Origin of the sequence: Methylorubrum subtropicum (assembly GCF_038442325.1) — a bacterium.
GTDB classification, from domain to species: Bacteria; Pseudomonadota; Alphaproteobacteria; order Rhizobiales; family Beijerinckiaceae; genus Methylobacterium; species Methylobacterium subtropicum.
On the sequence record NZ_JBBXMW010000021.1, the window covers coordinates 1 to 14,157 of the forward strand.

The following is a 14,157-nucleotide window of genomic DNA, read 5'->3' on the forward strand; positions in this document are numbered from 1 at the left end:
AGCAAAATTAAGCACTTCCGTGCGGTCGCGACCCGATACGACAAGGACCCGGAAAACTTCCTTGCCAGCGTCAAGCTCGCCGCCGTCCGCATCTGGCTTCGGATTTTATGAGTCCGCGACCTAGAGCGGCGGAGTAAGGCTTGTTGAGAAGCTCGAATCCGTGACCTTCCTCTGAGGCGAGAACGTGGCTGTAACCCGACGCGAGCACGACGGGCATGTCGGGCAGTCGGATGCGCAGCGCCTTGGCGAGTTCGATGCCCCCCATGCCCGGCATCACGACGTCGGAGAAGACCGCCCGGAACTCGCCGCCGGTCGATCCGAGACGTTCGAGCGCCTCCTCGGCGTTCACGACCCATTCCGGGGCGTAGCCCAGGTCTTCGAGGATCTGGGTGCAGAAGCGTCCGACATCCAGGTTGTCCTCGACCACGAGGATGCGCTGCCCGTGCCCGTTAGGCGCCAAATCCGCCTCCGCTTCGGTGGCCGCCGTCGCGACGGCAGCGTCGATGACCTCGGGTAGGTAGAGGGTGAAGGTGGTACCGGTCCCGACCTCGCTCGTGACCTCGATGTCCCCGCCCGACTGCTTGGCGAAGCCGAACACCTGGGACAGGCCCAGACCGGTGCCGCGGCCGACTTCCTTCGTCGTGAAGAACGGCTCGAAGATGCGCAGGAGGACATCCTCGTCGATGCCCGAGCCGGTGTCGGTGAGCGATACGGCCGCGAACGGTCCCCGCGCGCCGGCTTGCCCGCGTATCGACGGCATGGCCTGTCCGGCCCGGACGCTCATCGTCAGCGCCCCGGTCCCGTCCATGGCATCCCTGGCGTTCACCGCCATGTTCACGAGCGCAGTCTCGAACTGGTTGAGGTCGGCACGGACTAGGGCCGGTTCCTCGCCTGCTTCCACGCTTACCCGGATGCGGGCGCCGGTGACGGTGTCGAGCATATCGGCCACGGCACGCAGGCGCTCGCCGACGTCGAACACCTCCGGCTTCAGGGCCTGCCGGCGGGCGAAGGCGAGGAGCTGCCCCGTGAGCTTGGCCGCCCGGTCGACCGTGTCGGAGACCGCATCCATGTACCGCTTGCGCCTGTCCTCCGGGAGGTCCGGGCGCCGCAGGAAGTCCACGGACGAGCGGATGATGGTCAGCAGGTTGTTGAAGTCATGCGCCACGCCCCCGGTGAGTTGCCCGACCGCCTCAAGCTTCTGCGACTGGCGGAGGTCCTGCTCCATGCGCTCCCGCTCCACCGCCTCGGCGAGCAGGCGGGCGTTGGCTTGCGCGAGTTCCGCGGTACGGGCGGCGACCTGGCCTTCCAACGAGGCTCCGGCCTCGCGCAATCGTGCGGCTCGATCCTCCAGTTCGGCGTAGAGCGCCACGACGCCCCTGTTCGTCTCCGCGAGCTCGCGATTGAGCCGTTCGGCCTCGTCCCGGCGTTCGGCGAGTTCGGCCAGGCTGCGCATGAGCTCGCGGTTCTGCTCGCGCAGGGCCACCAGCGGTTCGTCGGTCCTGGCGCGGGCGACGGCCTCCGCCAGGGTCGCGAGCCGCGGTCCGGTGAAGGTCTCCGTGCCGGCGGGCAACCTCTTGGCGAACGTCACGCTCGTACCGCGGCCGGGTGCGGTCTCGACCTCGAAGCGGTCCATCAGGCGGCGGGAGCCGGTGATGCCGATACCGAGACCGGTCGTCGAGCGGTAGCGCCCCTCCAGGATCGCATCGAGCTCGGCGATGCCGGGACCCTGGTCGCTGAGACGGATCACCAGGGACTGGCCCTCGTCCGCGTCGTCGAGCCCATACTCGACGCGGCCGCCACCGGCATAGCTGTAGGCGTTGCGCGCGATCTCCGATACCGCGGTGGCGATCCGCGTCTGGTCCTGGAGCGCGAAGCCGAGGCGCTCGGCCAGGCTACGGACGCGCTGACGCACCATGAGGATGTCGTCCTCGTGCTCGACGACGCTGGTCAGCAGCGGCCACCTCATGCCGCATCCCCACGCACGACGAGGACGGTGGCGTCATCGCGGGCCCGCGCGAAGTCGCGATAGATCACGCCGGCGACCAGCGTCGGATGGGCGCCGGCGATGCCGGGATGATCGTCGAGGGACCACCCCGTACCGATGCCGTCGGAGCACAGGACGAACAGGTCTTCCGGTCGCATGGGGTATTCGAACTCCTGGATGCGTCGAGCAGCATGACCGGCCGTACCGGCGAGGCTGACCGTACGCTTGGCCGAGCCACCCGAAAGGACCGCCCCGCCCACGTTGCCGATGCCGGAAAAGACGAGATTGCCCGTGCCCCGCGCGTAGCGTGCGACCGACACCGCACCACCGCGCGTATGACCCAAGCCGGCATGGATGACGGATAGGATCGCGGCGGGCGGCTCGTCCCAGTGCCGCCGGAACAATCCTATGGCCTCGTCCGATGCCTTGGCGGCCTCCGGGCCGTGGCCGAGTCCGTCGCAGACGATGACGGTCCAGCCGTCGGCGCGTTCACGGACGGCAAGGGCGTCCCCGTTGGCGGTCTCGCCCCTGAGCGGCACCGACACCGCCCCGAAGGTCGCCTCGATTGGTGCTTTGGTCGACCGGGCGCCCGAGAGGCGCGCCAGCACGGCGGTGCCCAGTTCCAGTCGGGACGCGATGTCGAAGGTGCCGGAGAGCCGTCGCACGGCCCCGAGGCCGGATCCGGCGCTACCACCTGTCGAATGGCCGTCGCGCAACGCCGAGCCGAGATCCGACAGGCCGGGCCCCCTGTCCAAAGCCAGGATCTCCACGCCAATCCCGGTCGCATCGTCATAGGTCCCGATGAGGATCTCGCCGGGCGTGCCGTACTTGACGATGTTGGTGGCGAGTTCGGTGGCGACAATGGCGACTCGCCCCGCCGAAGTTTCGTCGAAGCCGTTGGCAAGGGCGATGGCGACCGCCTTCCGCCGTGCTTCGGCCACCTGGCTCGCTTCCGTGACGGCAACCCGATCCATCGTCATTTCCAGCGCGCGATGGTCACGCGCGTACCCGCGCCAGGCGTCGATTCGATGTGGAACTCGTTCGAAAGGCGCCTGGCCCCACCCAATCCAAGCCCGAGACCTCCGCCGGTGGTGTAGTGGTCGGTTAGCGCCTGCTCGATGTCGGCGATGCCTGGCCCCTGGTCCTCGAAGGTCAACCGCAAGCCCTTGCGCATCCCGGCCTGGACGATCTCCACGCGCATGTCGCCGCCCCCGCCATAGTCGAGGGTGTTGCGCGCGAGTTCGCTCGCCGCGGTGACGATCTTGGTCTGGTCGACGAGGCCGAAGCCGACCTCGACGGCGAGCGCGCGCACCCGCTGGCGCACCCGAACCACGTCGTCGCCCGAACGGATCGGCTGGGTCTCAGTCCTCGTCGTCATCACGGGCGCTCCCGTGATCCTCGTCGTCCTCGGAAAGGCGCGCCTGGAGAATGGCCATGCCCCGTTCGACGTTGAGCGCGGTCCGGATGCCGGTCAGTTCCAAGCCGAGTTCGACCAGCGTGATGGCGACGGCCGGGCGCATCCCGGCCACGACCGTCTCGGCATCGAGGACGCGCGAGACGGCGGCGATGCTCACCAGCATGCGGCCGATGAAGGAATCGACGATCTCCAGCGCGGAGATTTCCAGGAGCACACCGCGCGCGCCGGTGCGCACGACCATCGCCGTGAGGTCCTCCTCCAGGGCGAGGGCGAGGCGGTCGTGCATGTCGACCTGGATGGTGACGATGAGCACGCCACCCAGCTTGAGGATCGGGATGCGGTCCATGATCTCAGCGGCGCTCCCCGTCCGGGGCGGCCTGCCGGCGAACGACCTTGCGGCCGGTCCGCCTCAGCGCGACGGCGAAGGCATCGGCCATCGTCGCCTTCGAGACCACGTTGAGCTCCACGCCCAGATGCACCATGGTCTGTGCGATCTGCGGACGGATGCCGGAGACGATGCAGTCGGCCCCCATCAGGCGGGCCGCGGCCACGGTCTTCAGGAGATGCTGCGCCACCAGGGTGTCCACGGTCGGCACCCCGGTGATGTCGATGATGGCGATCTCCGCTTCCTCCTCCACGATGGCCTGGAGCAGCGTCTCCATGACGACGCCGGTGCGGGCGCTGTCGAGGGTTCCGATGAGCGGCAGCGCCAGGATGCCGTCCCAGAGCCGGACCACGGGCGTCGAGAGTTCGGTGATTTCCTGGCCCTGGCGTCCGATCACCGCCTCGCGGCTCGCCATGTACACTTCCATGGTATGGAGCGAGAGGCGGTCGAGAACCGCCCCGGTGGCGCTGACGCCGGCGGCCAGGCCCGACGCGTCCAATCCGCAGGTCCGTCGCAACGCCGCGAAGATCGGCTCCTTCAGCGCCAGTACGAAGTTCGCGGTGTCGGTCGGGGTGAAACCCTGGAGCGCCCGGGAGCGCGAGGCATCGCCGAGCGTATCCAGCACGGGAGCGAAGCCCTTCGCGGTGGTGTCGAGGCCATCCGACGACAGCGCCTCGCGGAATTGAGTGAAGACCGCCTCGGCCTGCGTCCGGAGCTCGGCCTCGCGGATGCGGCCGCTCTGCAGGGTCCCGCTTTGCCGCAAGGCCGCGATCCATTCGTCGAGGATCGCGGTCGCATCCTCCGTGACGGTCCTGAGAAGGACCTCGGCACCGTCCATGGTCATCGCGTCGTTCCTGTCATCACGTTCATCCGTCTACCCGGGCCTGAATACGTTCTTAAGGCAACGCCGATGTCGAAGATCGCCTGAAAACGAGTTGTCCCTGGCCTCCAGCCCCTGAACCCGCCTGCAACGACGCTCTGCGCCGATTCCGGGGGTCGTCATCCAACCCGGAGAAGAAGGGCGATGGCGGCGACGGCGATGACGCCGAAGGTTGCGAAGATGCCGCCGCCGCGGCAAGCGAACTGCACCGGCGAGTTCTTGGGGGCGAACATACCGAAGGGATGCAGGACCCGCGCGGCGAGCAGGACGATCAGCAACCAGCGAACCAGCGTCGGCCCCCCGCCACCGGCTTCGAGGAACGCGATGACCAGGAGGGCGAGCGGTACGTATTCGCCGAAGTTGCCCTGGGTGCGGATGCGCTTCTCCAGGCCCTCGTTCCCGCCATCGCCGTGCAGCGTATCCGCGGAGAGACGCCCCGCCACGACCCAGCCGGACAGGCCGACATAGATCAGCGCGAATACAGCAGCATAAAAGGCGGTCAGGGCGGGATAGCTCATCGGGCTTCCTGAGCGAAGGCTGGGTCAATCGTGTCCGACGACGGATTCAATCCGCCTTGCGGCTCGGGTCGTCGGCCGGGTTGACGTAGTTCAGGCCGAAGGGGCCCGAGCCATTCACCTGGAGTTCCACGAGTTCTTCCGTGGTCCAGAGCGAATGCGGCATGTCCTGGGGCAGGTAGACGAAGCCGCCGGCCCTCAGGAGCTTGCCGCTCGCCTTGTCGAGGGTCTCGCCGTGCTGGTGATGGATCGAGCCGGACAGGATGGTGAGCGTCTCGGGCAGGGAGTGGGTGTGCGGCGCGATGACCGTATTGGCCGGGAACTTGATGCGGAGCACGAACGGCCCGGGCTTGGCCGGGTCCCCCGCCAGCTTGCTCAATTGGGTGCCCTTGGGGAGGTTGGCCGGTCCGGCTCCGTAGACGACGCCGGCGCCGTCCTCGATGGATACCATCCCGAGCGCGTCGTGCCTGCCTTCCGCCAGCGCCATGCCGATGCCGGCGAGCAGGGCTGCGACGCCGAGGGCACCGGCACGCTTATGATGGCTCATGGTCGATCCTTCCCTGGTATCGTTCTGCCCGCGAGGGCTGGCACCGCCGCGGGCAGCGGATGCGATGCTACTTGGCCTTGTCGCCGATGCCCTTCAGGCCGCCATCGTAGATGCCGCCGACCACTTCCTCGGCCTTGGCGTCGGGTGCGCCCTTCGCCTTGAAGTTACCCATCCAGGTCAGCTTGGAGCCCGAGCCGTCCGGCGCGACGCTGAGGGTCGACTTGTAGCCCTCGACCGGAAGCGGGCTCTCCAGGATCGCGTAGGTGTAGGCCATCGCCTTGTCGTCGCGGGACACCTCCTCCTCGACGATGGTGCCGCCGCCCTTCAGGCTGAGGGTGCGGATCTTCTTGCCCCCCTTCTCGGACAGCACGCATTTCTCGACGGCCGGATGCCAATCGCCGATGCCGCAGAACGCGCCGATGGTCTGCCAGACCTTGGCAGGCGGGGCGGCGACGGTCGCCGTCTTGGTGACGTCGAGGGCAAGGGCGGGCGTGGCGGCCAGGGCGGCGAGCGCAGCCGTGGCAAGCAGGATTGTCTTGGGCATCGTGTTTCCTCTCCTATCGCGGACCCTTGCGTCAGGTCTCGCATGGCGCGGACGGGGGGATGAGCGTCGAAGAGTTGACACCACCGTTCACGCGTGAATGGTTAGCGTCTGAAGGAAACATAGGTCAATGGCGACGACGTCGAAACAGCCGAGGCTGAAGCTTGACGACCAGCTCTGCTTCGCCCTCTACGCCGCGACAAACGCGGTGGTGCGCGCCTACCGGCCGCTGCTCGGCGAACTCGGCCTGACCTACCCGCAGTACCTCGTCATGCTGGCACTCTGGCAGGACGGGGGGATGGCGGTGCACGACCTGGCATCGCGGCTGCAGCAGGCGCCGAGCGCGATCACGCCCCTCGTCGACCGTTTGGAGGCGGCGGGCTTCGTGGCGCGGGCGCGTGCCTCGGACCGCCGCGTCGTCCTTGTCTCCCTGACCGAGATCGGGCGGCAATTGGAGGACAAGGTCGCGACGGCGCAGCAGGCCGTCGTCTGCCGCACCGGCCTCGGCGACCGTGACCTCGCCGACCTGCGTCAAGAACTGGAGGATCTCACCGACCGCATCGCCGCCACGAGGGCGGTGCCAAGCGACGAGCCCGCCTAAAAGGGGTTCGCCGCGCGCCGCAATGACGGTGCGCGGAACGGGCCCACGCCAGGGGCGAACAGGAGGAAGCGCCAATGCGACCGAGGTATCACGGACACCCGGAGCAGGGCGTGACCAAGGCGGCCAGCCTGTACGAAATGTTACCAGGCATTGTCAGACACCTGACTGACACCGGCCGGATTGTCCCCTATCTGACATCGACGTCCCCGTGCAGGGTTTCCCGTGAAGGCCTTCGACAGCTCCCCGTCCGTCTTCGAGGGCAACCTCCTGCTTAAGGCGTTGGACGCGCGCGACCGCAGCCTGCTTTCGCGCGCGCTCGAACCCTGCGAGGTCGCCCGCGGCGACGTCCTGTTCCAGGCCGGCGAGGACGTCTCGCACGTCACCTTCCCGATGAACCGCACCATCGTGACCCTGCTGGTGCCGCTGCATGACGGCAGGACCGTCGAGACAGCCACGGTCGGGCGCGAGGGCGCCATCGGTGGCGTCGTCAGCCAGGGCTACCTGCCGGCATTCTCCCAGGCCGTCGTCCAGGTCGAGGGGACGGTCCTGCGCATCGAGGCCGAGAGGCTGCAGCAGGCCAAGCGGTCATCGCACGCGATCCGCGACCTGTTCGTGCGCTACTCGGACTGCCTGCTGTCGCAACTCCTGCAGTCCGTCGCCTGCAACGCGGTCCACTCCCTGGAGCAGCGTACCCTTCGCTGGCTGCTCACCCTGCAGGACCGGCTCGGCACCCCCGACCTGCCGGTCACCCACGAGGTCCTGGCCGAGATGCTCGGCGTGAAGCGCCCCTACCTGACCGAGGTGCTCGGGCGGATGCAGCGCGACGGCCTGATCCGGATCGGACGCGGGCAACTCGGCCTGGTCGACCGCGCGAAGGCCGAGCGCGCATCCTGCGAGTGCCACGCCAACGTCCGGCGGCACTTCGGCGAGGTGTTGGGCGCCGTCTACGGGAAAGGCGGAAAGATCGTCGCCGTCGATGCCGGTCCCGCCGTCGAGAAACTGGAGGCCGGGGAATGACCGCCTCGCCCACCGCCCTGGGTTCGGTCCACGACCCGGAACGCCTCTCGGCCCTCGACGGCTACGACATCCTCGACACCCCGGCCGAGCGCGGCTTCGACGATATCGTCTCGCTCGCCTGCCAACTGTGCCGGACCCCGGTCGCGCTCGTCAGCTTCGTCGCCCGCGACCGGCAATGGTTCAAGGCGCGGGTCGGGTTCGACGCGTGCGAGACGCCGCTGTCCCAATCCGTCTGCTCCCACGCGCTCGGCCTCGACGACCTGCTGGTGATCCCCGACCTGACGCTCGACCCCCGCACCGCCACGAACACCCTGGTGACCGGGGAGCCGTACCTGCGCTTCTACGCCGGCGCGCCCCTGCACACACCCGAGGGCATTGCCCTCGGGACCCTGTGCGTGATCGACCACGAGGCCCGGGCCGAGGGCCTGGCGCCGGAACAGGCCGACGCGCTCCGCGCCCTGGCTCGGCAGGTCATGGTGCAGCTGGAGCTTCACCGGGCGGTCGACAATCGCGGCCAGGCGCTCGCCGCCAAGGGCAGGGCCGAGGAGCAGATGCGACTGGCCACGGCGGCGGCCGGCATCGGCGTCTGGGACCTCGACGTCACGACGGGCGACCTGCGCTGGGACCAGCGCGTGCGGGCGCTGTTCGGCGTCCCGGAGCGCGGCGTCGTCTCCTACGAGACGTCGTTCCTGGCAAACCTGCACCCGGACGACCGCGAGCGGACCGACGCCGCCGTGCAGGCCGCCCTCGACCCGGAGGGGCCGCTCCAGTTCGACATCGAGTACCGGGTGCTGGCCGCCGACACCGGCGAGGAGCGGTGGCTCGCCGCCCGCGGTCAGGGCTTCGCCGAGGCCGGACGAACCATCCGCTTCATCGGCACCGTCAGGGACGTAACCCGCCGCAGGGCCGCCCTTGCGTCCCTCTCCGAGACCGAGGAGCGCTATCGCCTCGCGGCCCGCGCCACGACCGACGCGATCTGGGACTGGGATCTCGCGACCAACCACGTCCTCTGGAACGAGGCGCTGGAGGGGGCCTACGGCCACGCCCCAGCCGCTGTGGAGCCGACCGGCGACTGGTGGATCGCGCACATCCACCCGGACGACCGCCCGCGCATCGACGCCTCGATCCACGCGGTCATCGACGGGGCCGGCACGGCCTGGACGGACGAGTATCGGTTCCTGCGCGCCGACGGTTCCTACGCCCCCGTGCTCGACCGCGGCTACCTCATACGCGACGCGGAGGGGCGTGCCTGCCGCATGATCGGGGCGATGCTCGACCTGTCCGCGGTGCGCGCGGCCGAGGCGGCGCTGCGCGACAGCCAGCGCCTGCTCGGGATGGAGCGGGCCATGCTGCGGGCGATCTTCCAACAGGCCCCGGTCGGCATCTCCATCGCGGACGCCTCGTCGAACTGGACGACGATGATCAACGCCCAGGCCGAGCGGATGCTCGGGCACGGGGTCGGCGTGCCGGGCGAAGACCGCTACGCCGGGTACGGTGCGCTCCACCCCGACGGCCGCCCCTACGTCCCAGCCGATTACCCGACGATGCGAGCCCTGCGGAATGGCGAGACGGTGCGAGAGGAGCCGATGCGCTACCGCAACGCCCGGACCGGCGAGGTCCGGCGCCTGTCGGTTTCGAGCGCCCCCGTCCGCGACGAGGCGGGGGTGACCCTGGCGGCGGTCACCGTGCTCGTCGACGTCGAGGACCGGCTCCGCGCGGAGGCGCAGGCGACACGTCTCGCCACCATCGTCGAGCAGTCGGGCGACTTCATCGGCATCGCCGACGAGGGGGGGCGCGTCGAGTACGTGAACCCGGCCGGCCGGACCCTCGTCGGCCTGACCGACGGGGCGGTGCAGGCCGCGAAGGTCCGCGACTTCTTCTTCCCGGAGGATCTCCCCCACGTCGAGGCCGAGATCGTACCGACCATCATGGAGGGCCGGAGCTGGGTCGGCGACTACCGCTTCCGCAACTTCACCACCGGCGAGCCGGTGCCGGTCCACTACAACCAGTTTTCCCTGAGGTCGCCTGACGGCGCGTTCTCGGGATTCGCGACGGTCTCGCGGGACATCGCCGACCGCAAGCGGGCCGAGGCCCTGCAAGACCTGCTCAACAACGAGCTCTCCCACCGGATGAAGAACCTGCTCGCCATGGTGCAGGCCATCGCCTCCTCGACCCTTCGCGGCGCGACCGACGTCGAGGCCGCGCGCGAGGTGCTGGCGGGTCGGCTGATCGCCCTTGGAACGGCGCACGACATCCTGCTCGGCGGCGCGGCCGACGGCGCCATGCTGGAGGCCGTGGTCCGCCAGGGCGTCGGCGTCCAGGAGGCCGGGGGACGCGTGGCCTACGAGGGTCCCGACGTCGAGATCGGGCCGAAGCCCGCGCTGGCCCTGGCGTTGACGCTGCACGAACTCACGACCAACGCCGTGAAGTACGGAGCCCTCTCGGTGCCCGAAGGGCGCGTCACCGTAACCGCGACCGTGATTGACGCCCGTGACGGTCCGCGCCTCCGCATCGCCTGGACGGAGGTCGGCGGCCCTCGGGTGACGGCGCCGTCCCGTAAGGGGTTCGGCTCCCGATTGATCGAGCGGGGCCTCACGGCCCAGGTCGGCGGCACGCTGTCCATGGACTACGCGCCGCTAGGCCTGCGGTGCGTGGTCGAATCCCGTCTTTCCGAATTCCAGTCCACCGCCTGATGGGACGGGCAGCCTTCGCCAATATCCGGATGCGTTTCGTCCGTCGGTCTCAACCCTTGATCCGTGGGGTGCGACGCGCTCCGCTTGCGGACGGCTGCGGGACCGCCGGATCGGAACAGGCCATGTGCCAAAGGCTTGGCTACCGCACGCTCGGCATCGAGGGGAGACCCCGGCCAATAGAGAGCCACTGACATTGGGCACATCGGACGTCGGCGCGATGTCGCGCGAGGAACTTGAGGCGGAGGTGCTGCGCCTGCGGTCACCGCACCCGGATGCCCCAGGGGAGGCATTCGGCCGAAAGCTGTTCTCGACGCCGGCCAAGCGGGACGAGCTGTTCGCGGCGGTCGAGAAGACGCGCCTGCCGATGATCCTGACCGACCCGAACCTCCCGGACGATCCCATCGTCTTCGCCAACCGGGCCTTTCAGGAATTGTCCGGCTACGACTCCGACGAATTGCTCGGCCGCAATTGCCGCTTCCTGCAGGGACCCGGCACGGACCCCGGGCAAATCCAGGACATCCGGGATGCGTTGGCGGCCAAGCGCGACACCGCCATCGACATCGTGAACTACAAGCGCGACGGGACGCCCTTCCTCAACGAGCTCTTCATCAGCCCGATCCTGGATCGGGACGGGCACGTGCTCTACCACTTCGGAAGCCAGGTCGACGTCACGCGGTACCGGGACGCCGGGCGGCAGCTCGCCGCCAACGAACGGCGTCAGCGGGCGGTCTTCGACAGCGCCGTGGACTTCGCCATCGTCGTCACCGACCGCGATGGCCTGGTCACGGACTGGAACTCCGGCGCCGAGCGGGTCTTCGGGTGGACGGCCGAGGAGATGCGCGGACGACCCGCCGACCGCTTCTTCACGCCGGAGGATCGCGCGGAAGGCTGCGCCGAACTGGAAATGCGCCTGGCCCGGGAGGAGGGCCGCGCCTCGGACGAGCGCTGGCACGTCCGCAAGGACGGCAGCCGGTTCTGGGCATCGGGCGAGATGATGCCGTTGCTCGACGAGGTCGGCGGGCATTTCGGGTTCACCAAGATCGCCCGTGACAGGACGGCCGAGCACCTCGCCGGCAAGGCGCTGGCCGACGCCGAGGCGCGTCTGCGCCGTGCCCAGGAGGCCGGCGGCGTCGGGCTGTTCACCGTGCGCCTCTCCGACAACGTGCTGGAGCCCACGCCCGAGTTCTGCCGCCTCTACGGCCTTCCCGAACGCGAGAGCTATCCGTCGACCGCCTTCGAGGGCTTGGTCGTCCCGGAGGATGCCCATCTCGTGTCCACGGCGGAGACCCGCTCGGCCGGCGCCCCCCCCGCGCGACGTCGCCTATCGCATCCGTCGCGCCGACGACGGTGCGGTGCGCTGGATCGCGCGCAAGGGCGAGGTCGAGTTCGACGAGGAAGCGCGGCCCGTCCGGTTTTCCGGCGCATCACGCGATGTCACCGATCAGCGCGCCGCCCAGGAGGCGCTGCAAGAGAGCGAGGACCACTTCCGGCACACTGTCGAGTTGAACCCCCAGGTTCCGTGGACCGCCGACCCGCAAGGCAACATCACGTCGTACTCGACCCGCTGGCTCGAATTGACGGGACAGGCGCCCGGTGAGCCGGACGGCGCCGGCTGGATGAAGGCCCTGCATCCGGACGACGTCCCGCATACCGTCGCGGTGTTCTCGGCTTGCCTCGCCTCGGGGGAGCCGGTCGACGTAGACTACCGCATCGACGTCGCGGCGAGCGGGACTTACCGCTGGATGCGGGCAAGGGCCTGGCCTCGCCGCGACCCGGGCGGCGGCATCGTGGCCTGGTACGGGGTGGTCGAGGACATCCACGACCGCCGGCTGGCCGAGGAAGGGTTGCGGGCGAGCGAGGAACAATTCCGTGCCTTCGCCCAGGCGGTGCCGAACCACGTCTGGGCGAGCCGTCCGGACGGACACCTCTATTGGTTCAACCAGCAGGTCTACGCCTACAGCGGCGCCGCGCCCGGAGACCTCGACGGCGTCGTCGAGTGGTCGAAGGTGCTGCATCCGGACGATCTCGCCGCAGCCGGCGAGGCGTGGGCGCGATCCCTGGCGAGCGGCGAGGTCTACGCGACCGAGTTCCGCATCCGGCGAGCCGATGGCGCCTACCGGTGGTTCCTGGTCCGGGCCGAGCCGGTCCGGGACGCGGAGGGCGCCATCCTGCGCTGGGTCGGAACCAACACCGACATCGACGAGCGCCGACGCCAGGCCGAGGAACTCTCGACCCTGAACGCGACCCTGGAGGAGCGGGTCGCGTCACGGACGAACGACCTGATGGCGGCCGAGGAGGCGCTGCGCCAGTCCCAGAAGATGGAGGCGGTCGGGCAATTGACCGGAGGCCTGGCCCATGACTTCAACAACATGCTGGCCGGAATCGTCGGCTCGTTGGAGCTGATGCAGACCCGCATGCTCCAGGGCCGGATGGCCGACATCGAGCGCTACATCGGCGCGGCCCAGGGGGCGGCCAAGCGCGCCGCCGCGCTGACGCACCGCCTGCTCGCCTTCTCCCGCCGCCAGACCCTCGACCCCAAGCCCACCGACGTGAACCGCCTCGCCGAGGGCATGCTCGATCTCGTGCGCCGCACCGTCGGCCCCGCGATCCCGGTGGAATTCGTCGGCGCGGGTGGCCTGTGGCCGACGCTGGTCGATCCGAGCCAGTTGTAGAACGCGCTGCTCAACCTGTGCATCAACGCCCGCGACGCCATGCCGGACGGCGGCCGCATCACGGTCGAGACCGGCAACCGCTGGCTCGACGAGCGCGGCGCCCGCGAGCGCGACCTCTCCCCGGGGCAGTACGTGTCGCTCTGCGTCTCGGACAACGGCACGGGCATGACCGCCGACGTCGTCGCCAAGGCGTTCGACCCGTTCTTCACCACCAAGCCCATCGGGGAGGGTACGGGTCTCGGCCTGTCGATGATCTACGGCTTCGCCAAGCAGTCGGGCGGCCAGGTCCGGATCTACTCCGAGGTCGGCCAGGGCACGATGGTCTGCGTCTACCTGCCCCGGCACCTTGGGGACGCCGAGGCCGCCGAGACCGGGGCCGATCTCGCCGAGGCGGCCCGCGCCAAGGCCGGCGAGACCGTGCTGGTGGTCGACGACGAGCCGACCGTACGCATGCTGGTCACCGAGGTGCTGGAGGACCTCGGCTACGCGGCCATCGAGGCGGGCGACGGCGCCTCGGGCCTGAAGGTGCTGCAATCGGACGTGCGCATCGACCTGCTCGTCACCGACGTCGGCCTGCCCGACGGGTTGAACGGGCGCCAGATGGCGGACGCGGCCCGTCAGCACCGCCCGGACCTGAAGGTCCTCTACATCACCGGCTACGCCGAGAACGCCGTTCTCAACCATGGGCACCTCGCCCACGGCACCCAGGTGATGACCAAGCCCTTCGCCCTGGAGGCGCTCGCGGCCCGCATCCGCGGCATCATCGAGGGCCAGGGCTGACCCGGCCCGCGACCCGTCCCTGACGATTCCTCGTCCCCGCAAATTCCAGGACGCACCTTGAAGCGACGGCGCAACATAGGTCAGGCTTCGCCGTTGTCGTTCCGCCGTCGGTTCCGAGGGTGGTC

11 protein-coding genes and 2 pseudogenes are annotated in these 14,157 nt (G+C 69.4%); 5 read left to right on the top strand and 8 right to left on the bottom strand.

The features are described from left to right. Positions 1–111 (top strand): annotated as a pseudogene (locus AAHG03_RS22140) (IS5/IS1182 family transposase); the annotation flags it as partial. On the opposite strand, the gene AAHG03_RS22145 reads toward AAHG03_RS22140, so the two are convergent. From AAHG03_RS22145 to AAHG03_RS22180, 8 genes are all read right to left on the bottom strand, one after another. Then, on the bottom strand, positions 71–1,966 hold the full coding sequence (locus AAHG03_RS22145) for an ATP-binding protein (RefSeq protein WP_342153259.1): 1,896 nt from the start codon (positions 1,964–1,966) through the stop codon (positions 71–73). The pseudogene AAHG03_RS22140 and the gene AAHG03_RS22145 overlap by 41 nt on opposite strands. After that, complete coding sequence (locus AAHG03_RS22150; protein ID WP_342153261.1) at positions 1,963–2,958, bottom strand: ATP-binding protein; 996 nt, start codon at positions 2,956–2,958, stop codon at positions 1,963–1,965. Before AAHG03_RS22150 ends, AAHG03_RS22145 begins: the two co-directional genes overlap by 4 nt. Before the next feature lie 2 nt (positions 2,959–2,960). Continuing rightward, positions 2,961–3,362 carry an anti-sigma regulatory factor gene (locus tag AAHG03_RS22155; RefSeq protein WP_342153263.1) on the bottom strand — a complete coding sequence of 134 codons (402 nt, stop codon included), beginning with the start codon at positions 3,360–3,362 and terminating at the stop codon, positions 2,961–2,963. Next, positions 3,346–3,747: an STAS domain-containing protein gene (locus tag AAHG03_RS22160; protein ID WP_342153264.1), complete on the bottom strand. Its 402-nt coding sequence runs from the start codon at positions 3,745–3,747 to the stop codon at positions 3,346–3,348. The genes AAHG03_RS22155 and AAHG03_RS22160 overlap by 17 nt, the downstream gene beginning before the upstream one ends. A gap of 4 nt (positions 3,748–3,751) precedes the next feature. Continuing rightward, positions 3,752–4,630 (bottom strand): STAS domain-containing protein, encoded by an 879-nt coding sequence (locus AAHG03_RS22165; protein ID WP_342153265.1) that lies wholly within the window; start codon positions 4,628–4,630, stop codon positions 3,752–3,754. Between the two features lie 155 nt (positions 4,631–4,785). Further along, the gene (locus tag AAHG03_RS22170; RefSeq protein ID WP_342153266.1) at positions 4,786–5,184 is read right to left on the bottom strand and encodes an MAPEG family protein; all 399 of its coding nucleotides are present in this window, start codon (positions 5,182–5,184) and stop codon (positions 4,786–4,788) included. 46 nt (positions 5,185–5,230) lie between these two features. Continuing rightward, positions 5,231–5,728 (bottom strand): cupin domain-containing protein, encoded by a 498-nt coding sequence (locus AAHG03_RS22175; RefSeq protein ID WP_342153267.1) that lies wholly within the window; start codon positions 5,726–5,728, stop codon positions 5,231–5,233. A gap of 67 nt (positions 5,729–5,795) precedes the next feature. After that, positions 5,796–6,272 (bottom strand): SRPBCC family protein, encoded by a 477-nt coding sequence (locus AAHG03_RS22180; protein WP_342153268.1) that lies wholly within the window; start codon positions 6,270–6,272, stop codon positions 5,796–5,798. Positions 6,273–6,399: 127 nt separating this feature from the next. Here AAHG03_RS22180 and AAHG03_RS22185 point away from each other — a divergent pair, with 127 nt between their 5' ends. The 4 genes and pseudogenes from AAHG03_RS22185 to AAHG03_RS22200 all read left to right on the top strand — a co-directional run bounded on the left by AAHG03_RS22185 (position 6,400) and on the right by AAHG03_RS22200 (position 14,032). Continuing rightward, positions 6,400–6,870 carry a MarR family winged helix-turn-helix transcriptional regulator gene (locus AAHG03_RS22185; RefSeq protein WP_342153269.1) on the top strand — a complete coding sequence of 157 codons (471 nt, stop codon included), beginning with the start codon at positions 6,400–6,402 and terminating at the stop codon, positions 6,868–6,870. A gap of 222 nt (positions 6,871–7,092) precedes the next feature. Then, the gene (locus AAHG03_RS22190; RefSeq protein WP_342153270.1) at positions 7,093–7,887 is read left to right on the top strand and encodes a Crp/Fnr family transcriptional regulator; all 795 of its coding nucleotides are present in this window, start codon (positions 7,093–7,095) and stop codon (positions 7,885–7,887) included. Next, positions 7,884–10,580 carry a PAS domain-containing protein gene (locus AAHG03_RS22195; RefSeq protein ID WP_342153272.1) on the top strand — a complete coding sequence of 899 codons (2,697 nt, stop codon included), beginning with the start codon at positions 7,884–7,886 and terminating at the stop codon, positions 10,578–10,580. Before AAHG03_RS22190 ends, AAHG03_RS22195 begins: the two co-directional genes overlap by 4 nt. A 217-nt stretch (positions 10,581–10,797) precedes the next feature. Then, a pseudogene (locus AAHG03_RS22200) lies at positions 10,798–14,032 on the top strand (PAS domain S-box protein). Positions 14,033–14,157: the final 125 nt, after the last annotated feature.